The following is a 22,838-nucleotide window of genomic DNA, read 5'->3' as shown; positions in this document are numbered from 1 at the left end:
TTAGTGGAGAAAAGAGTGCTATTGGGAAATTAATAGTTTTTCTTTCTTAGACGCATTCCATTTAACATGGATAGCCAAGCTAAAAATGTAATAAACATAAGAATAATAAAAATAAAATAGGGTGGAAGTTCTGTTAATACAACCCCTGTTAACATCGGATTAAATGCACCACCAAGCAGCCCTAGAGATTGGGCCGAAAAGTAACTGGCCTTCATTCCGTCTGGTGCAATACTATCAATCAGCATATATTCACCAGGGGCATAAATTAATTCACCTAGAGTGAAAATAAAGGCACCAAGAGCCCAAAGGTATAAATTTTCATGGGCATACATAAAGGTTGCCAACCCTAAAATAAAAAATAGACTGCCTAATGTCATTAATTTTCTTAAATTATCTGGGGTGATGCGTTTTCCGACGGTATATTGCAACGTCACCACGACAATCGCATTCACAGGCAAAATAACGCCAATCACCACTTGAGCGAAATCGCTGTCCGCTACAGTAATGGCGTACTGGGATATCCACGTCGTAAAAGTACCGAAAACTAATGAGCCTAAGAACGTTGATAAAATAAACCAAGCTAGCACTTGGTCTAGCAGCATAGCGACAGGGTTCCATTTACGGATTTGGCCTTCTCCTAATGGTGTCGGTTTTATGCTCTGTACAAACCTTTGTATAAAAAAGATCGGAAAAGCGGCAGAAATTGCGGCTAAATAGAATGGCAAGTTAATACTATACATTAATAACCAAGTACCAATTGGTGGGCCAACGGTCCAGCCTATATTAATAAAGGTATAGTTTAAGGAAAATATTTTTGCTTTTAATGCAACGGTGAGGGTATCTGCGAAATACGCTTTTAGTACCGTAGAGAATACGGAATAAGAGCAATTTATTAGTGAAAAGAAAATAATAACTAAAATTGCATTATTAACGATAGGTATTGCAATAAACCCACAAATAAAGGCGATAACAGCAAATAACATACAGCGTTTTTTGTCTACGCGGTCAGCTAGCATGCCAAAACCCATGCTAAATAAAACACCGACTATCATAGCCATTGACATTGCAACACCAACAATATCAATAGCCATTTTATATTCACGGGTCAGGTAAATAGCCATGAAGGGTAATGTCGCACCACGCCCAATAGTTAAGAGCAGTGACGATGCAAGTAATGCACTGTTTGATATATTAAATTTAGATAACATGGCACACAACCTAACTCATTAATTGTTGTTATAGATTTGTTTCAGATGTTCTGTAAGCTATAAAATACCTAAATTTACTGCGGTGAGATATGGTGATTAATGCTCAAAATTGAAAACAATATTTTGCTGATGCTAATGTACCATTCTCAATTAAAAATCTGGCAATATGAAATACAATCTTGATAATTAAATGTTATATGCTGTTGTAATCACCAAGAATTTAAAGTGAGTTATAAGGCGAAGGAATCTTGACGTTAAAATAGAAAAAGGTGCAAATTTGCACCTTTCAGACTTGCCGCCAAACATATTATGCTTGGCGGCAAGTCTAATAGGTTTTGAAAATAAACGAGGAAAATCAAATTATTGATTTTCGGCTGATAACACAAAGCGGGAAAAACCACGCTTTTATCCCGCTTTGTCAATAACCTCAAAGGTGCAATTTTGCACCTTTTCGAAAGAAGTAAACATTATAAAGCGGCAGTATATACTCGGCGGCTAATATCTAAATTAATATCTTGGTGCTCACCTAATTTCACCATACCATGTGCAGCCAAGCTATTGACTAAGGGCTCAATAACATCTTGATTCAGCTGGTAGTCACTGAAACGAGTACCCACTCGCATTTTTTCAAAGAACTCTCGAGTTAACTCAATGGATTTGAGTGCTTTCTCTTGTTCTGTACCTGACGTAATTCCCCAAACTCGTTCGGCATATTGCACTAATTTGGCCTGTTTTTGGGCTAATTTTTCTGTCAGCATGGACGGTAGAACAATCGCGAGTGTTTGTGCATGATCCAAACCATACAACACAGTAATTTCATGACCTAACATATGTGTAGACCAGTCTTGTGGAACACCAACACCGATTAAACCGTTTAAAGCCAATGTGGCTGTCCACATTAAATTAGCCCGAATATCATAATCTTTCGGAGTCTCTAGCGCTTTAGGTCCAATTTCGATTAATGTCTTCAATAAACCTTCTGCAAATGCATCTTGTACATAGGCATTTACTGGATAAGTCAAATATTGTTCAATCACATGAACAAAAGCGTCAACGACACCATTACTGATTTGACGAGCCGGTAAGGTATAGGTTTTGACTGGGTCAAGAATAGAGAACTGAGGAAATACGTGGTCACTCATAAATGCAAGTTTAGAGTGTAGTTCTTCACGAGTAATCACAGAACCTTTGTTCATTTCAGAACCTGTAGCAGGTAATGTTAATACAGTTCCAAACGGTAGCGCAGTATTTATGGTAGTGCCTCTATTGGTGACCACTTCCCACTTATCACCTGGATAATTTACCGCTGCCGCAACAAATTTAACGCCATCAATGACCGAACCGCCACCAACAGCCAGCAAGTAGTCAAAGCCTTCCTTTTCAATTTTATCGACCGCTTTTATCAAGGTTTCATAACGAGGATTAGCCTCAATTCCACCAAAATGATCGAATGTTCGAGATCCTAAAGCTTGCTCAACTTCATTTAAGGTTCCTGTTTTTCTTGCACTTTCACCGCCAAATAAAATAAGAACCTTAGCATTTTTAGGGATAACTCGGTCAAGTTCACTGATTTTACCTTCACCAAACATGATACGAGTGGGGTTATAAAATTCGAAATTGTTCATATATGGCCTTCGCAGAAAGTAGAAATGAATCCAAATAATTACATGCATATAATATAATTACAAGTAAACATAATATAATCATTAAAATGATTGTGTATCATATCGATTTGATGGCTTATATTTTAATAGAGAAATTATCTTGAGCGTTGTTAGTTGTAGTTAATCTTAATTGTTTTTTTATATATTTTACTGATGTGGCAATCTTGTTAAGTTGAAGATGGGTTTTAATTTGACAAGGAATGAAAATTTAGATGATAAATATAAATGATAAGAAAACTAATGATGAAATAATTAATAAAAATGATGATTTTATATTTTTAACAGAACACATAGATGGCAGGCCATTAGTAGGGGAGCAGTCCTCCGAACTTAAAAATATATCTAACTGGTTTAATCCTATAGATGAATTCACAAGGCTTACAATTTTTCATCATTTAATGAGTCGGCCTACAAGTGACTCGACATATAATTATCATGTTTTAATCCAAATAGGAGGTGATGACTCAGCAGCTAAATCAACAGGGAGATTATTAGCAAAATTTCCTAGTAATTCACTTGTTATACAGTTTGATATTAAAAATGAACAGTGGAAAGTACTACATGGTGATTTACAAACTCAAGTTAACGGGAAAATACGTTGGGTGGTTATTGGCCATGGTCAATATACTGGACGTAACCAGCAAAGCCACTTTGAAGGGTACCAAGCTTACCAACTTATTACAGGTTTGAAGTATCTTAAAAATGATGTACTGAAGGCATATCCACCTAATAAGATTGTTTTGGCAGGCTGCCAATTAGGACGCGGGGGGGTAAATGAAAACTTTGTTTTTAGGGCAAGTGTCGAATTAGCTAAGTATGGAATATACCTTCCAGTAGTAGGTTATAATCGACCTATCGGTATCACGAGTGACAGTAAAAAAATAACTTGGCCATATAATTTAGCAGGGGAAAAACAGTCTACTAAAAATTGGCGGTTGGAAATTAATATTAACCAAACTAACCAACAGAGCTATATTAATGGAAAGCATGCCAGTTTATATTTTATCGATGAGCTAAGAAGTGGTGAGTTAGAAATTTGGCAATTAATCAAAGATGAGCATTCTACTGCTATGGATATTTTTAGGGATCCAAATAATGAGTATAAAATCGATATTGATTTGATTAAAAAATTGGCTTTTAATCATGATGCATACGCTATTTTTAAACAAAAGTTAAATGCGAAAGATACTCAATTTAATAGTGATTTTAGAAGTGAACTAATTCGTGAATATGAAAATATTGGAATATTAGAAACACCATTATGGTTAATGATTAATAAAATCAATGTGAATGCTAATCCGCAAAAAATCAACGATACTGTCAAAATTATTATTCGCTCAGGAAGAGGCGTTGTAGGCAAAAAATATACTGAAGATCTCGTTAATGAGCTCCCTAATAGCACATTATTGTTTCAATTAAACCCGAATACAATGGAATTTTTCTCAGAGTATGGCGACATAGAGCATTTACTAAAAGTAACTAAACAACAGTGGATATTAATAGATAATATTCATTCTGAACCTGGTTTTATTCAAAACTATGCAAACTCATTAAATGTGTTAAAAACAAGATATGGTTTTAAAATGCCAGAAAATATTATTCTATATTTGACCGATAAAAAGGCACTTTTGACAAAAGAAGAAAAGGTGATTTTTGGCGAGGAGTTAACGAGTAAGCTAAAAAAAAATGGGGTATATACTAAAATTTTTTTAGAAAATAATTTTGAACCAAGACATAAAATAAAAGCATTACTTGAAGATATTAGTATAGGTAATTTACTAGCAGAGCATATTGATATTAATAAACACCTTTATTTAAAAGGGTATTTTACATTCCAAGATGGAAGTGTCGATAAGAACAAATTAAATATTGCAGCATATGACCCCATTATCAGTAAAAAAATTAATAAAATTTGTGACGCTGAGAATGAAAATGATTTCTCTCATATGTGGAATTCAATATTTATTGATGATGACACCACTAGGATTAAACAGCAAGCTATTGAAGTAAAAAATATTTTGGAGTTTTTGAGCCTCCAACCTGAAAAAATAAACTACTTAAGTAAGCAGTCTATAAACCGTTTGAGTGAGCTATTCCCTAGTGGGCAAGGCTTTAATCATGCAGAAGTTTTAAAACTAGTCCAAGATCCAATGAAATTAAGAGAATATAATCAATATATTGATGATTTTTTAATCCTCTATATAGATATTGAAACTCCATTTGGAAACGAAAAATCATTAAAAAAAGAATTTAGATTAACTTTAGATTTGCATGAAAAACGAAAATCGAATTATGCAGCATTATCTCAGTTATCATATAAAGTGGGGTTCAATGCTACAGTAAATAAATTGCCAGTTGAAATACATTCATTTGAGAATATCTGCTTTTTACGCTTTTTACAGCATAGCAATTTAACTGACGAACAAAGTTTGCAAATTAAGGAAAAATTTGAGGTTTTAACCAAGCTAACACGGAAAAAAGAATTAAGTAATATTACCAATAAAGAGCAAGAAGTGCTCAATAGATTTGATGAAATATATCAATCGAATCTTGATTTATTAGGAGCTGTTTCTAATGAAATTAACGAGCAATCTCACATATTATTATTTGATAATATGGAAAATAATCAGATTATCACTTTTCAAAGTGATAAGGAAATATATACAATTACAAGCTATTCACGTAATGATAAGTATTTTTTGACTTTATCTGATACGACAGGTGTCGAACTTGTTATTGGCCATTCAGAATTTAATCAGGCAAAGAAACACTTATCTAATGTTTTTAATGATTATATTAACCAAGAAATAACGCAAGAGGATGGCTCAGTATCAACCAGAGGAAATATTGCGGGATTTAAGCACAAAGTAGGCGAAGCCTTGTTTGGTGAAGTGCAAATCATAAATACAGAGAGTGAAGCATACCTCAGGATGCGGCAAAGCATAATGAGTGAGCTAGATATTTTTTTTAAGTCATCAGCAATATCAGTGATTGATGATACGGAAGTTACTTTTGGCGAGCAGGTAACATCATTAAATAAACTTAGAGATATTGGGACAACAATAAATGGTGAGCCACTAGATTTTAAGCATATTCAGGTACCTAACTGGGAGGGAGATGTTAAATTTAACCCTGATAAATTAGCGTTCCAACTAACCTTTTTAACTGAGGATCTAAAAGATACTAATCTCATTAAAATGCTTAATAAGAGTTTGCAAAATGACCAAATAACACGACGCATTGATGTTAACTCAGAGATCCAACCACGGGCAGTACTACATGAACAATTGCAAATTATTCAGGGATCACAACTTGATAATCAAGCAGGTGTAAATAAAGCAGTGGGGGATTTACGGCGCATCGGCATGAAATTACCAGTCTATGCCAAAATAGCTAATTATTTCGGACAAGGAATCGGTTCGACAGGGATATTTTTAACGATCAACTCTGTTTACCAGTTGATTGATGAATTAGATAATCCTGCTCTATCAGAGCAAGAAAAAAGGGAGATACAGAAAAACCTTGATTTGGCCTGTGCAAATGCATTTTTTAATTATGGTGACATGGTCTTGCAGCCCATTTTACTTAAGCTGGCTTACAAGCAATACGGGTCATTTAATGTATCATCAAAAATTACAGCTCGTATTACAATTATATTTAATTTAATTGGAATGGGATTAGATATTTATCAAGCTTGTGAAGCATTTGAACAACTAGATAGGGTTACAAATGATAAAGAGCGCCAAGACTTAATTGTAAATGGTTCTTTGTCAATTGCTAACATTATTGTGGGTGGTGTAACTATAATTGGTATAATTATTGGCTCATCGGTAATACCTGTCGTTGGTTTAATTGTTGCGGGTTCCTTATTAATTGGAGGGATGGTATATACAGGTATTCGCGCAGTAGAAAAAATTGAAGATGAGCTCGGTGAATCTCTATGCTGGGATGAAAAAGCCAGAGAAGGTATTCGTGCTGCACTTGGTTTTCCTCCTTCAGACAACATATTAAATCGATTTAGTTATAAACAGCATTTAACACACTTCAAAAATATAAATTGGCAACAAGATTTAGATATGTTCAAGTCGTCATTTTTATATCAGGGTTTCGATGAACACTTGCAATTGGTTGGTAAACCGATCCTTGTTGAACATATCAAACATTATATTTATTATAGAAATAACTCAAAAATAATTAGTAGTGTAGAGTTTGTGGATGTGGATAGCCGTGGACCTCTTAGTCATATTGATAGTGATGAAATAGGGCCTTACTATACCATCGAACAAATTAATTTTATTCGGGAAAATTATCATTATGATTCTCAAGATAATCGTTGGATAAAAAGCTTTCAAACACAGAGAGTCAATGAACTGAATTTTAATTATCGTTTTAGACTGGTGAATAAAACGCCTCCTATCGCGTATAAGAATATTGGCGAGGAGGTTGCCAATGACATTCTTGTGCTTAATTCTGAATATGATAGTTTATTACTAAAACAATTTTTACATAAAAACGAGCTAATTACTTCTTATAACATAAAGAAAAAACAGTCAGTTGCTACACAACTAAGTTCCTTATCAGCATCAGAGCTACGGCTATTTCAGGCTAGAAATAATTATACCAATACGATCCATCCTGATGTAAATAATGATATTAGAGTGAATAGACTAGGAGAGGAGTTTTTAAATCAGCCTATTGATATTGCAAGGGAATTATTAAGTGAAAATTATAGGATTATTTATGAAGGTATGCAAAATATTGGTTACCGATATGAAAATGAAGCCAAACAAAAAAACATTAGTTTTAACCCAGGGAATGGAATAGATGTTATCGTTGGGAAAAAAAATTCAAAAAATTTATTTAACATCAATGCAGGGAGTAAATTTCTAGTAGGTGGCGAAAAAGATGATATTACAAATTTATCATTATTATTTGATAATAACATTGAAGAAATTAACGAAATTTATTTTGATGGTAATGGAGGGAATAATACTATAATCATTAAAGATATTCCATCCAACAGTAAAATAGATATCGATTTGAACAAGGGAACATCAGAGGTGGCTTTCATTAATCATAAAGTTAAGAAGATTCATTTGCGCAATGTTAATGATGTGATGCTAATTGGAGATAGCTTTACGACAGCAGAATTATTAGGTAATAAAGAATCCAACACATTAGATGCAGGGGCAATGATTGCATTTATTCAAGGTATGGAGGGGGATGACCATTTAATATTTGAATCAGGGATAGTCAATGGTGGAGAAGGCGATGATAACTATTTTATACGTCGTGTTGATTGGCGCAATAATCAAGATGAATTAAATGATGATTTATTAGAATTATCAGCTGTAATTATTGAAAAAACACAAGGTCAAAGTCGAGTAAATTTAGGGTATATGTTAAGCGAAATAAAGAGTGCCAGTATTTCAGGTAATGATCTCATATTAACTATTGAAATGAAATCGGAAGAGCCAGAAACGAAAATTTTAACACTGAATGTTACTTTAAAAAACACGTATAGAATCGATAGTAACGGTAGGGGAATATTTCACAGATATCAATTATATACAAGGGACGGATTTGTATTAAATACTAAGCTAAATAATTTGGATTCAAGTACTTCACACATTATAAGTGAAAATATTTTCAATATTACTTATCAGGGTGGCGCTAGCTCTACAATGAGTATTGATGAGAGTGAAAAAACAATTTCAGTTGATAATGAAATATATGATCAACCTTTATGGGGGGATTTTAAATTTCATGGGTTAGCGAGTAAGTTAGAATATAAAGGAGAGAATAATGATGGCCACCTTTTAATGGTCAGTAGAAACAGTCATATTATAGTTACTAAAGGAAGAGATGTTTATCAAGTTAACCCAGATCAGATTTTTCAAGGTAAAATAATTTTTGACTTTTCAAATATTAAACCAGGAATGGAAAATGAGTTTGATATGACCATTTTATTACCTTATGAGAATGGGTTTGATATCAAGGCATTGAGAAAATCAATATTTTTATATGATAAATTCAGTAATGAAAAAATTGAAATTAGCTTCGTTAATTTATCATACCAAATAAGTAAAGAAATTTATATTAAAGACGGTCATGGAAATTTATTTAGGATAAAAATGGGGCAGGATTCTTATAACATTGAACCAATTGAATATTTGGAATTACCAACAGTAAATAATGATTACATAAAAATCCCTAAGGGATATAATTTTCGTTATCCTATTTTAGATACAAACAATGGTGATGACCTAATTGATGATAACAGCATGATAGGGAATATCATAAATTCAGGGGAGGGTAATGATATTATTATTTCAAATGGAGGAGGGAATGTTTTGTATGGAGGTAACGGTGATGATTATGTATATGGTGGTGAAAATAGTGATTTAATTCTATCTGACTTGGGTAATGACAAACTTGATGGACAGGGAGGAGATGACCACTATTTAATTGATGGAAGTAAAGGGGGCGGTAATACAGAAATATTAGATCAAGTGGGATTTAATAATATTCATTTATTTAATTTTAAAACACAGTATGAGGTCATAGACGAACGGGAAGAGACTTATCATCTTTATACATCGCAATCTAATTTGCGCACAGTCAAAGTAAAAATGCCCCAAAATAATGAAAATAGCAATAATCAAGTCTGTCATCATCAGCGGTTACCTTCCCATATGCCCGCTCAGATTCATAATGATGGAATGGCATATTTAGTTCGCTACCTTGCTGAACAGCATCAATATAAAAAAGAATTAACGCCAGAACAGATTTGGCACCCTATGGATGAGTTTAAAAATTTTTCTAACGAGTTAAACTTTTCATCAATTATTGATACAAATACAAAAAATATACATATTAGTGAAAATATGCCATTTAGGCGCTTGTTTATTCGAACAAAAGGACCAGAACAAAAAGTTTGGGATAGAAGTGGGGTCGGGCGGGTATTTAAAGCGCAAGCGGTAACTGGAGCCATTTCAATTCCAGATGGTATTTACGGAAATAATGTTCTTTATGCATCAACAAGTGATACCAATTTATATGGTGGTGAAGGGAATGATGTCTTCATTTCTAATGGTTCAAATGGGTTGTTAACAGATGCTAGCGGAAAAAATAGTTTTATTATCAATGGCGAAATTGTAGGCTGGAATTCGTTGTATAGCCTTGGCGGTGAAAACACGATTTACCTCATTAATTTTAATAAGGACGTTATTCGAGAGGAACCTGACCACCGAAGTAATGCAACTCGATATACTTATACTTCAGATCAGGGACGTAGTGTGAAAATATTTCAGTATCCGAATACGATAGCTCCCACTGTAGTTCATGTGCAGTCTTTAGAGGGGCAAAATGAGCATTCCACCCAACAAAAATTGAATCATTTAGTGGAGACGTTAGCGATACTACGCCTACAAGACGAAGAAAACTGTATTGGTATTCAGGATATTGAATATTTACAGAAGAATTGGGAGCCCACCAACCTTGTTGATAATTATATGAAAAAAGCGAGTTAGAAAGGAGGCGTAAACCACAAGGCTCCAAAATACAGAGATTTTTGTGGTTTTTAAGTAATTATTTAGCCCAAATCATCTTTATCTACAGAGTGTTGTACTAAAATAGTGTGAAAATTAATGCTAGAATTTAACTATTAAATATAACAATTTTTAAATAAGTTATTTTTGTTGTAACGGGAGAGTGTAGAGCAATGAGACGTTTTATTAGTTTAGAGCTGCCTCCTGAACCCATAATTAACGGTCAGTGCGTAAGAAAACGCCTGAAAAATAGCATCTGTGATAATTGTGCCACGAGTTGTCCAGTGGGTGCGGTATCGTTTAGCCATATGAATGCAGAAATTAATAATGAATTGTGTTTTCAATGTGGTAATTGTTTATTTGCTTGTCCTGTCGATGCTATTGAAAATATCAAACCCCATGAACGTAGTTATCAAGGGGAGCTTTTGATAGTAAACCATGACGAACCCATTGCGAATGCGGACGAACTGATTGTTTGGCACCGGCAATATGGTATTCGTGGGATGCAAATTGCTGAACCATGGGTTGATAAGTGGTTGCCAACGATTGCAGCATTAAATTTAAAACTCAAAACGTTACAAGAACCTGTTTGGCAATTGCGAATTGTTCAGCCGGAACAAGTCGATAGTGGCCGTCGGATGATGCTATTTCGTCAAAAATTGGATTCGAAGCCTTTGGATAAGGGACAGGTGAAAACTGGGTTAAATGCGAGAAAACAACTTTACCCTGAAGATAGTTGGTTTAAGGTTGAGTTAGATACGGAAAAATGCATTCTGTGCGGTGCTTGTGCCAAAATGTGTGATGAGCATGCGATTGAAATTGAGAATAACCAATTTTTGATTGATGAAAAACGCTGTACAGGTTGCATGAGCTGCCAAGTCGTTTGTTTCCCTAAATCCATTCATGTACAAACATATACAGCCAAAAATAACGTGCCAAAAATTTTCCATTATTATGATGCGCAGTGCCATACTTGCCACTTACCATTTTCTTCTTGGGAAAAAGACACTCATATTTGCCCAATTTGTGCGCAGCATAAGAAACAAGGGTGGTTATAATGGTAACTAAGGCCCATTTTCAGAGCCTTAGTACGCGAATTTATTAATTTAAATGATTAATTATCAGGTTAGCGATTTGTGGATTAATCATGGGTGGTGTTTCATGCCCCATACCTTCAATAACTTCCAATTTTGCATTAGGAATATTGTTAGCAATATCTTGTCCTGCGGCTAATGGGAAGAGCGGGTCGATAGAGCCATGAATAACTAATGTAGGTACATTAATGTGCTGTATATAAGAACGCAAATCTCCGGTGACGGCAACAGCCACAATTTGGCGTTTAGTGCCTTCTGGTGAATGGTTGCGTGCGAGCGATTGCAGTATATATTCACGGTAATAATTTTCATCAAATGGGCCGAATGTTGAGCTGATCCGACGATAAAATGCGAGTTGTCCTGACAAATATCCTTCTAAATCTTCTTTTGGGTTAGCACTTGGGCTCATTAGCATTTGCATAACATCGGGAGCACTTTGTGGCAGAGTCGGGTTCCCGGTCGATGACATGATTGCACAAAGAGATAATGTACGTTCAGGAAATTTTGCCGCCACTATTTGGGCAATCATCCCTCCCATGGAACGACCGATAAAGTGGGCTTTATCAATAGATAACGTATCTAAGAGCTGGATAATATCTTCAGCCATATCGAATAAAGTATAAGGCACAGCGAAATGCTCACCTTGTTGCATTTTTTCAATCAATACCCCTAAATCAATAGGTGGGAACTCATTGATATGATGAGATAAACCCGCATCTCGATTATCTATACGTAACAGGTAAAAACCGGCATCTGCAATTTCCTGACAAAAGTCTGACGTCCAACTAATGTTATGGCCACCTAAGCCAGGAATGAGGACTATAGTAGGGTTATCTGGTGTACCAAATGAATCATAAAAAAGTGGAACTGAATTGGTTTTGGTCATTTTTCTTCCGGTATTTTCATTAATAGTGCTATTTATATGCCGTAGTTTCGTTGCAATTACGAGCCATAAAAAATGGCAATGATTACCTATGGTATAAACGAAGTTTATCATGGTAATCATTTTATTGATGAAGAATGTCAGATTAATGTGTTTTAAATTGATAAATAGCGAGTGCCAGCAACGCTGTTGTGAGTAATAAAATTGCGATGATGAGGTTAGTAGATAACCCATATAAGAAGACAACCATGCTGCCTAAAGCAGAACCCAAAGCAATACCCGCATTAAAAAAAGCAATATACAGAGAACCCGTAATTTCAATATGTTGAAGACTGTGCGTAATCATCCACGTCATCAATGTGACGGAGACACCACCATAAGCCATTCCCCAAGCGATAAGAGTTAGGCCGCCAATTAATGTTGTCAGAGGTAAAATAACAAGAAAAAATAAGCAAGCAATAATGATTGTTATAATGATAAACAAGGATAAATTAAGCTTTTTCCCCGCCGTTAAGCCAAAGATAAAATTCCCCAAAATGCCCGCGATACCATAAAAAAATAGCATAATGCTAAGTTGTTCACCTGTTGCATGAATATTAGCGACTAATAGCGGTCTAATATAGGTAAACACCATAAAATGCCCTGATACCAAGAGTAAGGTAATGGCTAACCCAAGTAATATTGTTGGGCGTTTTAATTGTGCAATAAAAGTGTTAGTAGAAGGTGGTGTGACCGTCGGTAAAGAGGGTAACAGTGCTACCATTAACAATAATAAAATACATGATAAGGCGCTCATTAAGAAAAATGCGCTGTGCCAATCCCACCATTCACCCATAAAAACGCCTAATGGAATCCCCACTACCGAGGCAGCAGCCACTCCACCAAAAATCATTGATGTTGCTAAATTAACATGCGCTGCTGCCACTAAACGCGGCGCTATTCAACCCGCGATCGCCCATATAATGCCAATACATAAACCAATAAATAAGCGGCTAATTAATAGCAATGTAAAATGAGACGTGATTGCCGCAAGCAAGTTACATACAACGAGCAGCAGCGCACCAAAAATCAGCAATTTTTTACGATCAATTTGTTCGGTAAATAAAATTACCAATGGTGAGCAAATTGCGGCCACAACAGCGGGCAAAGTCATAAGTAACCCGCTCAAACCGATAGAAATAGAAAATTGATTGGCGATAGGAGTTAATAGACCGACGGGTAACATTTCGGTGGTCACAACGATAAATGTGGCGAGGGTTAAAGTCAGTATTGCCCCCCATGAATGAAGCGTACTGATGCTATTTGAATGTTTAATGCACTGTGAAGACATAATCTACCTAACTAAAAATAAACTTGTTGAAATAGCATATAGGGGACATGATAGGAGATAAATATATCAAATGTGACAATATTGGGGATAAAACGTGTCTAATCCAGCGTCTCTAGTGATGGATAACCTACTTGATTTAAAAGTCTTTGTGGATGTTGTTGAAACACTGAGTTTCACGAAATCGGCCGAACGGCTAGCGCTATCACGTTCAGCGATTGGGAAATGTATTGGACGACTAGAACATCGTCTACAAACTCGCTTATTACATCGAACGACACGAAGTATTCATTTAAGTGATGAAGGTCAAGTGGTGTATGAATCTGCCATTAACATATTACAAGAGATTGAAAAAGTTGAAAATACATTAAGCCAAGGCCAGCAACAACCAAAAGGGTTATTAAGGATAACGGTACCTGTGGTATTTGGAAAACGTTTCATTTTACCTCTTGCTCAACGTTATCTAGCACAATGGGAACAGGTTGAGGTGGATGTAGATTTTAATGATGACTATTGTGATATTGTGCGCGATGGTTTTGATATTGCGATCCGTATTGGCGGAATGGATGATAACCGTTTAGTCCGTAAAGTCTTAGCCCCACATCGGTTAATCACGTGTGCATCCCCTGAATATCTCCAGCAACGAGGTGTGCCAGTAAACCCACAAGCATTACAATATCACAGTATGCTGGTGTTTAGGCACCGAGGGTATAATGTGTCATGGAAGTTTAAAATTAATGGGCATTTGCAAAATTATCCAGCTCAAGGGCGTTTAGTATTAAATGACACCGAGGCTATTCTCGCCGCAGCTATAGAAGGACAGGGAGTGTGCCAGTTAGGTGCATTTTTAGTGAGTGAGGAAATCAAAAAAGGCCGATTAGTGCCAGTGCTAACCGAGTTTTCTCTCCCTGAGTCACCTATTTGTGCGCTATACCCGACAAAACGTTATTTACCCCCTAAAGTTCGTGAGTTTTTAGCGCTAATTGATGAGTATTGGCAAGGAAGGGCGATTTGGGAATGATTATTACGTTAAATAAGTCTGTTTTCAGTCAATTCCGTAGAGCAATTAAAAATCATTGAGATATGATAAATAGTAAGCAAATTGTTTGCTTGAATAGAATTATTATTAATATATTTTTAGGTTTTATATGATTTACTTTATTTCAGATACCCATTTTTGCCATTCAAATATTATTAACTTATGTGACCGACCGTTCAAGAGTACCAGTCACATGAATGATACGTTGATTCATAACTGGAATGCGTATGTTACTGAGCATGATGAGATTTACATACTCGGTGATTTTTTATACAAGGGGAATGGCGCGGATGCGAATAAAATATTACGTCGCTTAGCAGGGAAAAAATATTTGATTCGTGGCAATCATGATAAGTTTTTAGACGACCCCGAATTCGACCAATCGTTGTTTGAATGGGTTAAAAGCTATTATGAGTTGGAATATCAAAAACAAAAATTAGTGTTATTCCATTACCCAATATTAGAATGGCAAGGCTTCTTTCGTGATGCGATTCATTTATATGGTCATGTTCATAATTCAGGGAAAGACCCAGAGCAGTTTAAGCGCTTAGCGGTGTTAGGGCCCCGAGCGATTAATGTCGGTGTGGATGTAAATGATTTTTTCCCCATCAGCATTAAACAGATATTAAAAAAGGCCAATCGTTAACTTTCTTTTTTTGCATACAAATAAACCGAGGCTCTTGATATTCCTAAGTGCTGAGCCACTGTTTCCATAGATTTTTTGATATCTAACAGGCCTTCATTGCGTAACACTTCAATTAAGTTTTTTCTTTCGTCTATTTTCAATGTGCGTGGTGTCGCAGCTAAGGTGGCAGCATATTGGTCAATACGCATGCGAATGGCTTCTGCACCATTAGGCTCAATATGCTCTTTTATTGGGCTATTACCTACGTCAATAAATTGCGATAACATACTTTGCATACTTCTAAATAATGTCATATCCAGATTTAAGCACAATGCGGCAATGTATTGCCCTGACTCATCTTTAATACCAATCGAAGTACTTTTTACTGGGCGCCCATCAGAAAACTGGTTGGCATAATTAGCAATAATATTCGGAAAATCTGCAGATTCAATTCTTGCATGGCCGAGTTCGGTAGTAGGTTCACCAACTTGGCGACCAGATAAGTTATTATGAATAGAAAGGATGGAGTGTTCCGGATTTTTAAGGTCGTGTACCACCACTTCACAAAAAGGGGCAAATGTTTCGCTAAGACCTTTCGCAATAATTTCAACTTGAGCCAGTATTGAATTATCTTTTTGACCTGACATGCTGTTTCCCTTCATCCATCAATTGCTAATCCCTAATTTTAACCTATTTTTAGTATTGCTAATAGATGAAGGGCGGTGTTCATTATGAAACTAATTACTTATAAAACTAATTGTGCAAAGTGCTGAATATCAACATTACCACCGCTGACAATGATCCCCACGCGCTTACCTTGGAACTGTTCTTTGTGGGCAAGGGCAGCAGCATAGGATAAGCAACCTGTCGGCTCAACGATAATTTTCATGCGTTCAGCATAAAATTTCATGCGATCAATAAGTTGCTCGTCGGTTACAGTGAAAATATCATCAACCTTGTTTTTGATAACAGCAAAGGTGTAGTTACCTAGATGTTGGGTTTGCGCACCATCTGCGATAGTTTTTGGCGTATCAATGTGCACAATTTCCCCTCGATGAAATGATTGTTGCGCATCATTGCCGGCTAAAGGCTCAACCCCATAAATTTGGCAGTTAGGTGATAATTTTCTGGTGGCAATGGCACACCCTGAAAGTAGGCCTCCACCACCTAAGCAAACAAATAGGGCATCCAATTCACCCACTTCTTCAATCAGTTCTTTGGCTGCGGTACCTTGGCCAGCGATGATATCAGGGTGGTCATAAGGAGGAATAATCGTTAACCCTTGTTGAGCAGCGAGTTGTTGGCAAAGTACTTCTCTGTCTTCTTTATAGCGATCAAAGCGAATAACAGTGGCACCGTAACCTTGTGTCGCAGCTACTTTCACCGCAGGTGCGTCATCAGGCATAAGAATGGTGGCTGGAATGTGCAAAAGTTGCGCCGCTAAAGCGATACCTTGCGCATGGTTACCGGAAGAAAATGCAATAACGCCCGCTTTTTTCTGCTGGGAGCTTAACAAACTCAACGCATTAAAGGCTCCTCGGAATTTAAACGCCCCCATACGCTGAAAGTTTTCACATTTAAAAAACAGTTCGCCCCCAAATTCTTTATTTGCGGTTGTTGATGTGAGAACAGGGGTTTTATGTGCAAAACCCGCAATACGTTGTGCTGCTGCTTCTACATCTTGATAAGTCGGTAATATTAATTCTGACATAATATAACCCCAATGAATAATAAGTAATTAAGCAGATATCGCAACCGCTTCAATTTCTAATGCTGCACCAAAATGAAGTTCAGCAACGCCTGCGACAGCACGAGCTGGGCGGTGATCGCCTATCCAACTAGCATAAATTTGGTTGAATAACGGCCAATTTTCCATATCTGTTATATAAACTCGAACTTGAACCAAATGCGCTTTGCTACAATTAACAGCATCTAAGCATGCTTGTAAATTAGCAAGCACAAGCGTGGCTTGCTCTTGGAATGCTACGTCAGTCATCGCATTGCCTAACTTATCAACGGGTAATTGCCCTGAGATAAAAACCAATCCATTAGCAGTAACACAGTGTGAATAATGCCCTTTTGGAGCAATGAGTGTCGGTGCATTCACACATTCAATACGTTGACTCATATCTGCCTCACCATGCACAAAATACGTTGACTAGATTTTTAGTCTAATATTAGATTTAGTGTTTAGTCAACGTTTTCTTCGCGAATAAATTTGATGTAAATAGCAATAAACTGTTATCAGAATTATCGTCAACATAATCAAAAGAAAAATAGAGGTATAAGGCAGTTAATTAAATAATTTATTGGGTAAAGTTTAATTATAAAGAGTAAACCTATAGCTATATCCCTATAGGTAGAATTTAAAATCGCAAGACGGGTTAAATGATATATCTTAATTAAAAATGATTAAGAATAATCAAATTGTGACGATATCATTAAAATGATAAGAAGTTGTTATATAAATACTTTTAGGGATATCAGATGGCAAAGTTCACATTTAATCTTCTTTCAATTTTTGGGAAAAAAGAATCACCCGTTGCAGAACAATATTTACAAGAAGCGCTTTTACCTTTGTCTGTCTTAGATGAAGAACTACCTAAAACCGTTTTAGAGTATGTATTAGATGGAAAATCGCCAGAAGTATTGGTTCAATTAAGCCAATTGGATACCGAAAAAGCGGTTATTTTGCTCGATAAGCCCGGTACCGTAGATTGGTGGTGGGGAGGGAATAGCTTTAATTCGAGCCAATATAATAAATTAATTCGCCAAGGGGCAAATGCAAGACATAAACTATATTCGAAAGTGGGCGATGGGATTACTTCATCGCAAATTGCCCGTTTTGCAAAAGTATTAGCGGCGGCGTGCCAAGATATTAACATCAAAGTATTAACACCTGAATTACCATCGTGGGTAAGTTATTTAATGGGCGATGCCTTTGCAAAAACCTATGATAATTCGCGGGATACTAAGTTAGAACACCGTAAACATTGGCATTTTGACCTACTAACTGAAATCATCGAACAAGAGACAGATAAACCGGCTAACACTATTTTATATATCATTTTCGATCGTCATCATTTATCTGATTACCATTATGATAACTTAAATCGGTTATTTGCCATTCCAGGATTCAAAGCGTATTTAATCGCAGAACAAGCATTTATTAAGCAGACGTTAGTGAATAATTTATCTGCTGCAGGGCAAATTCAGTTAATCAACACACTGAAGAAAGACGTTGAGCTTTATACGCTTTTTGCTGATGTATTAGTTTCTTTTGCTACTAGTTCGTTAAAAACAGTGCGTGCAGCCGCGGAACCCACAATGGCAATTTTACCTGCACAATCGGTTACGCAACACTTAACTCAAATTTTAACTGGAGGTACGCCAAAACAGCGTACCCAAGCAGCAGATTTGTTTGCCCGTATAGGCGAACACAGAGAGATATTAGCAGCGGCATTGACAACGGAAACCAATAAAACCGTACTGAAAAGTATTGAAAGTGCAATTTCGAGATTTTCAGTCATGGATACCGCCAGCCAAGTTGAAGAGACTGAGTTACCTGAGTTTATTGAATTAGAAGATACACCGCTGCCTGAAAGTGCAAAAGATATCTTAGTTAATAATTTCAATGAAATGCTGCAAAAAGCCAAGGAAAATGCAGAAAGTGAAATTGAAGAAAACAAAAAACAGAAGCACAGCTACAATTGGGCACAGCGACATTATAAAGAATTCCAAAAACTCAATGCGCAAGCCTGCTGTAAGGTGATTGATAAGCTGAATTCAGGTAAGGAAATTATTACTGACCATGAATATAGCGTGGTGAAATTTAAAGAACGTATTACTAACTTGCCAGAATATACCTTATTCCATGCATTACGTCTGATCAGCCATAACCGAACAAATGAGGAACATTTATCCCATTACCATCTTACACGGGAAGTTCCACCACGAATTCTTGGGCAAATTGAATTGCGTCAGCTAGAAAAAACGTTAACACAATGTCATTTTAAAAACGCAACACGGTTGATTGCAGACCTTTGTTTGCGCTCATATGCTAATGGGTTAGCTATTTTTAACCAGCCAGCACAAGTTTGGCCGTTTTTCATTCAATACCCAGATTTTATTGCAGAAGCATTAGGTTTAATTCCTCAACAAGAAACGCAGCGTTATTATCAAGAATATGATGCGGCGAGTGGAATTGATGTCCTTGCAATGTTACCGACCATTCCAGCACGTTTTATTCCACGTATTATGGAGTTGGCTCTTGGGGAAAATAAAACCCATCGTCTGAGCGCGCAAAAACTACTAGAGACATTACCGAATATTCACCTCAACGCGGCAGAAGGGTTAGATTCAGGCAAACAAGAAATTCGTGTCACCGCAATTGAATGGTTGGCTCGTTTGAAAAATCCAGAGTCATTAAAACCACTCTATGCCTTATTAAAGAAAGAAAAACGGGAAGTTGTACGGGCGGCCTTGTTAACTGCACTGGAACAATTTGGTGAGGATATTTCCGGTTATCTTGCGCCTAAAGTGTTATTAGCTGAAGCGCAAAAAGGGCTAAAAGCGAAAGCGCCTGCTAGTATGGCATGGTTTAATCTCGATTCTTTGCCGGCATTAACTTGGCAAAATAATAAACCCGTAGAAGCCGATATTATTCGCTGGTGGGTGGTTCTGGCCGTTAAATTAAAAATGCCAGCGGGTAATGGATTACTTCAACGTTATATTGGTTTACTTTCGATAGATAGCCAAAAGAAATTAGGTAGTTTTATTTTAAATAGTTTTATCGGGCAAGATATTGCTGGGCCGTCATTAGAAATGGCAATGGCAGAAGCAGAACGTGATGCCCCAAAACGCTTAGCTAATTATCAAGATTGGGTGAAACGCTGGCCTGAATATTATAGTCAGTATGAAAACTATACTTTAGAACAGACGTTTAATGAGATTAAAAATGAAGTTCTGCGCCGCTATTTAGGCTCCGCTATTAGTGATAAAGGAATGTTAGCGCTGATTTGTGGTATTGAAGGGCACCTTGCCGTAACCACATTGCGCAACTATATGCGTGATCATTACCAACGTCGTGCACAAATTGAAGCCATGATTGATGCGGTGGCGACAAGCAATGACCCTCTGATTATTCAATTATTATTGTCACTTTCTCGCCGTTATCGTACCGCGTCAGTTCAAGAAAAAGCGCGCGGACTTGTTGCTCAAATTGCTGAACGTAATGGTTGGAGTGCGGATGAACTTGCAGATAGAACAATACCGACTGCCGGAATGGATGAAACAGGTATTTTGGCACTTGAATACGGTGATCGTACGTTTACTGCGAAACTGGACGCACAGCAAAAATTAGTCTTATTTAATCCAGAAGGCAAAGAAATCAAAGCATTACCCGCTACACGTAAAACCGATAACGAAGAATTGGCTAAAGAATCTAAAAAGCTATTCACTGCGAGTAAAAAAGAACTCAAGCAAGTCATTGAACTGCAAACGGCTCGTTTATATGAAGCGATGTGCGCAGAGCGCCTTTGGACAACCGCAGATTGGCAGGAATATATCCAAGCGCACCCGGTGATGCGTGGCCTTATCGAAAAATTAGTTTGGATAGAAACGAAAGAGAACAATATCCTGAATGTGTTTCGTCCATCGGATGATGGTAGTTTATTAAATTTAGATGATGACGAAGTGACGTTATCTGCTGACTCTTACATCAAATTAGCCCATGCTGCATTGGTCAGTGAAGATGAGCGAAAAGCGTGGATAACGCACTTTAAAGATTACAAAGTGAAATTTTTATTTTCACAAATGGAACATAAAATCCCTGATCTGGATCTGAAATTAACTGAAATTGAAGATCGTAAAGGGTGGTTAACCGACACCTATACCTTGCGTGGCGTCTTGACAAAAATGGGTTATCAACGCGGGCAAGCAGAAGACGGTGGGAGTTTTACCCATTATGCAAAACACTTCGCCAGTTTAGGTTTTTATGTCTATATCGAATTTAGTGGCAGCTATGTGCCAGAGGAAAATATTCCAGCGGTTTTGTTTTCATTAAGCTTCGAAAAATCACAACAAAGCTCATGGAACCGCAGCTATATCGAGTTAAAAGATATCCCACCTATTTTATTAGCTGAAAGCTATGCGGATTATTTAAAAGTTGCGGATGCGTGTGCAGGTTTTGATCCTGAGTGGGAAAAGAAAACACCTTGGTAAGTGGGTTTAACGTAGGATTTTAGAATGACTAAAAGTAAAACAATAGAAGGGAATATTCTGCGTGAAAGCGCAGAAATTCGTTTTGCCGATGAATTGGCGCGTTTAACCGAAGCAGATAAACAGAACCCGAAACCACAAGGGTGGTTGCGCTCACCTCGTGCTGTTAGGCAATTTATCTTAGGTGATGAATCACTCAATATTTCTGCAAAATTTTTTGGTGATGATGCTTTAGTTGACCGTGCAATTGTGACGTTATTAGGCAAACAAGGGTTAATGTTAGTCGGGGAGCCTGGGACGGCAAAATCCATGTTATCGGAGTTATTAGCTGCTGCAATTAGTGGTGATTCAGGTTTAACCATTCAAGGAACCGCGGGCACAACTGAAGATCATATTAAATATTCATGGAATTATGCATTGCTATTAGCTGAAGGCCCAACAGAGAAAGCATTGGTTAGCTCGCCGTTATACCAAGGTATGCAAGAGGGGAAAATTGTTCGTTTTGAAGAGATCACGCGCTGTCCTCCTGAAATTCAAGATGTGCTGGTTAGCTTGATGTCAGAAAAGCAAATGATGATCCCTGAAATGAAAGACAATGCACGGATCAGCGCGAAACAAGGGTTTAATTTAATTGGTACAGCAAACTTGCGTGATCGTGGCGTTCATGAAATGTCATCAGCGTTAAAACGTCGATTTAATTTTGAAACGGTACGGCCTATCCAAGATCCCGCATTTGAAATTGAGCTGATCAATAAGCAATTAACCGCAGAGTTAGCTGACCTCAATGGCCAAGTAACCATCCCAAGCAACGTGATCGAGCTGTTGGTCACCACGTTCCAAGAATTGCGTTCAGGAAATACCAAAGATGGGGGCAGCATTAAAACGCCAGACGCGGTGATGTCGACAGCTGAAGCCGTTAATATTGCTTATGCATGTGCGCTTGAAGCCCATTACTTAGGTGATGGCACACTCAATGCAGGAGCAGTTGCACGCCAGCTTATTGGTGTGGTTTTAAAAGATAACGCAGATGATATCAAACGGATGCGTTATTACATTGACAATGTCGCGAGAGAAAGGGCGAAACATAGCCAAGAGTGGAAAGCTTTTTTTGATGCTTCGAGGGCATATTGGCAATAAAGTTTCATAACAAGGTAGAGCCACTATGGTTCTACCAACCCCTCGTCATGATGATTGAATCAGTACAAGGCCATTTAAGACGAATAACCCTT

The 22,838-nt window shown here is 36.9% G+C and carries 12 protein-coding genes and 1 pseudogene; 6 read left to right on the top strand and 7 right to left on the bottom strand.

From position 1 onward, the window contains the following. Positions 1–29: 29 nt before the first annotated feature. Complete coding sequence (gene ydeE, locus PSE72_RS01820) at positions 30–1,208, bottom strand: efflux MFS transporter YdeE (RefSeq protein WP_115167248.1); 1,179 nt, start codon at positions 1,206–1,208, stop codon at positions 30–32. A gap of 467 nt (positions 1,209–1,675) precedes the next feature. Continuing rightward, entirely contained in the window at positions 1,676–2,833 is a 1,158-nt protein-coding gene (locus tag PSE72_RS01815; RefSeq protein WP_109912223.1) for an iron-containing alcohol dehydrogenase, read from the bottom strand. A gap of 251 nt (positions 2,834–3,084) precedes the next feature. On the opposite strand from PSE72_RS01815, the gene PSE72_RS01810 reads away from it, so the two are divergent. Together PSE72_RS01810 and PSE72_RS01805 are read left to right on the top strand one after the other, a co-directional pair. Further along, entirely contained in the window at positions 3,085–10,404 is a 7,320-nt protein-coding gene (locus PSE72_RS01810) for a C80 family cysteine peptidase (RefSeq protein ID WP_272690876.1), read from the top strand. Positions 10,405–10,595: 191 nt separating this feature from the next. After that, complete coding sequence (locus tag PSE72_RS01805) at positions 10,596–11,480, top strand: DUF362 domain-containing protein (protein WP_115167245.1); 885 nt, start codon at positions 10,596–10,598, stop codon at positions 11,478–11,480. 43 nt (positions 11,481–11,523) lie between these two features. Here PSE72_RS01805 and PSE72_RS01800 read toward each other — a convergent pair whose 3' ends face one another. Further along, on the bottom strand, positions 11,524–12,402 hold the full coding sequence (locus PSE72_RS01800; RefSeq protein ID WP_115167244.1) for an alpha/beta fold hydrolase: 879 nt from the start codon (positions 12,400–12,402) through the stop codon (positions 11,524–11,526). 142 nt (positions 12,403–12,544) lie between these two features. After that, positions 12,545–13,729, bottom strand: a pseudogene (locus tag PSE72_RS01795) (MFS transporter). 94 nt (positions 13,730–13,823) lie between these two features. Between PSE72_RS01795 and PSE72_RS01790 the strand changes: the two are divergent. Together PSE72_RS01790 and PSE72_RS01785 are read left to right on the top strand one after the other, a co-directional pair. Then, positions 13,824–14,747 carry a LysR family transcriptional regulator gene (locus PSE72_RS01790; RefSeq protein ID WP_267689649.1) on the top strand — a complete coding sequence of 308 codons (924 nt, stop codon included), beginning with the start codon at positions 13,824–13,826 and terminating at the stop codon, positions 14,745–14,747. 127 nt (positions 14,748–14,874) lie between these two features. Beyond that, positions 14,875–15,411 carry a metallophosphoesterase family protein gene (locus tag PSE72_RS01785; RefSeq protein WP_115167240.1) on the top strand — a complete coding sequence of 179 codons (537 nt, stop codon included), beginning with the start codon at positions 14,875–14,877 and terminating at the stop codon, positions 15,409–15,411. Here the strand turns inward: PSE72_RS01785 and PSE72_RS01780 are convergent. The 3 genes from PSE72_RS01780 to PSE72_RS01770 all read right to left on the bottom strand — a co-directional run bounded on the left by PSE72_RS01780 (position 15,408) and on the right by PSE72_RS01770 (position 17,518). Beyond that, positions 15,408–16,037 (bottom strand): helix-turn-helix transcriptional regulator, encoded by a 630-nt coding sequence (locus tag PSE72_RS01780; RefSeq protein ID WP_115167239.1) that lies wholly within the window; start codon positions 16,035–16,037, stop codon positions 15,408–15,410. The two genes, PSE72_RS01785 and PSE72_RS01780, sit on opposite strands and share 4 nt — an antisense overlap. Before the next feature lie 98 nt (positions 16,038–16,135). Then, the gene (locus PSE72_RS01775; protein ID WP_115167238.1) at positions 16,136–17,101 is read right to left on the bottom strand and encodes a threo-3-hydroxy-L-aspartate ammonia-lyase; all 966 of its coding nucleotides are present in this window, start codon (positions 17,099–17,101) and stop codon (positions 16,136–16,138) included. A gap of 27 nt (positions 17,102–17,128) precedes the next feature. Further along, positions 17,129–17,518, bottom strand: coding sequence for a RidA family protein (locus tag PSE72_RS01770; protein ID WP_198641139.1), 390 nt, complete (start codon positions 17,516–17,518; stop codon positions 17,129–17,131). A 359-nt stretch (positions 17,519–17,877) separates the two neighbouring features. Here PSE72_RS01770 and PSE72_RS01765 point away from each other — a divergent pair, with 359 nt between their 5' ends. Continuing rightward, positions 17,878–21,612 carry a DUF4132 domain-containing protein gene (locus tag PSE72_RS01765; protein ID WP_272690875.1) on the top strand — a complete coding sequence of 1,245 codons (3,735 nt, stop codon included), beginning with the start codon at positions 17,878–17,880 and terminating at the stop codon, positions 21,610–21,612. Positions 21,613–21,636: 24 nt separating this feature from the next. Then, the gene (locus tag PSE72_RS01760) at positions 21,637–22,746 is read left to right on the top strand and encodes an ATP-binding protein (RefSeq protein ID WP_115167236.1); all 1,110 of its coding nucleotides are present in this window, start codon (positions 21,637–21,639) and stop codon (positions 22,744–22,746) included. The last annotated feature ends 92 nt before the right edge of the window (positions 22,747–22,838 follow it).

Origin of the sequence: Providencia sp. PROV116, from assembly GCF_028482485.1 — a bacterium.
In the GTDB taxonomy this organism is placed as follows: domain Bacteria; phylum Pseudomonadota; class Gammaproteobacteria; order Enterobacterales; family Enterobacteriaceae; genus Providencia; species Providencia rettgeri.
The sequence above is the reverse complement of the archived record's forward strand: the minus strand, read 5'-3'. Positions and strand labels throughout refer to the sequence as shown.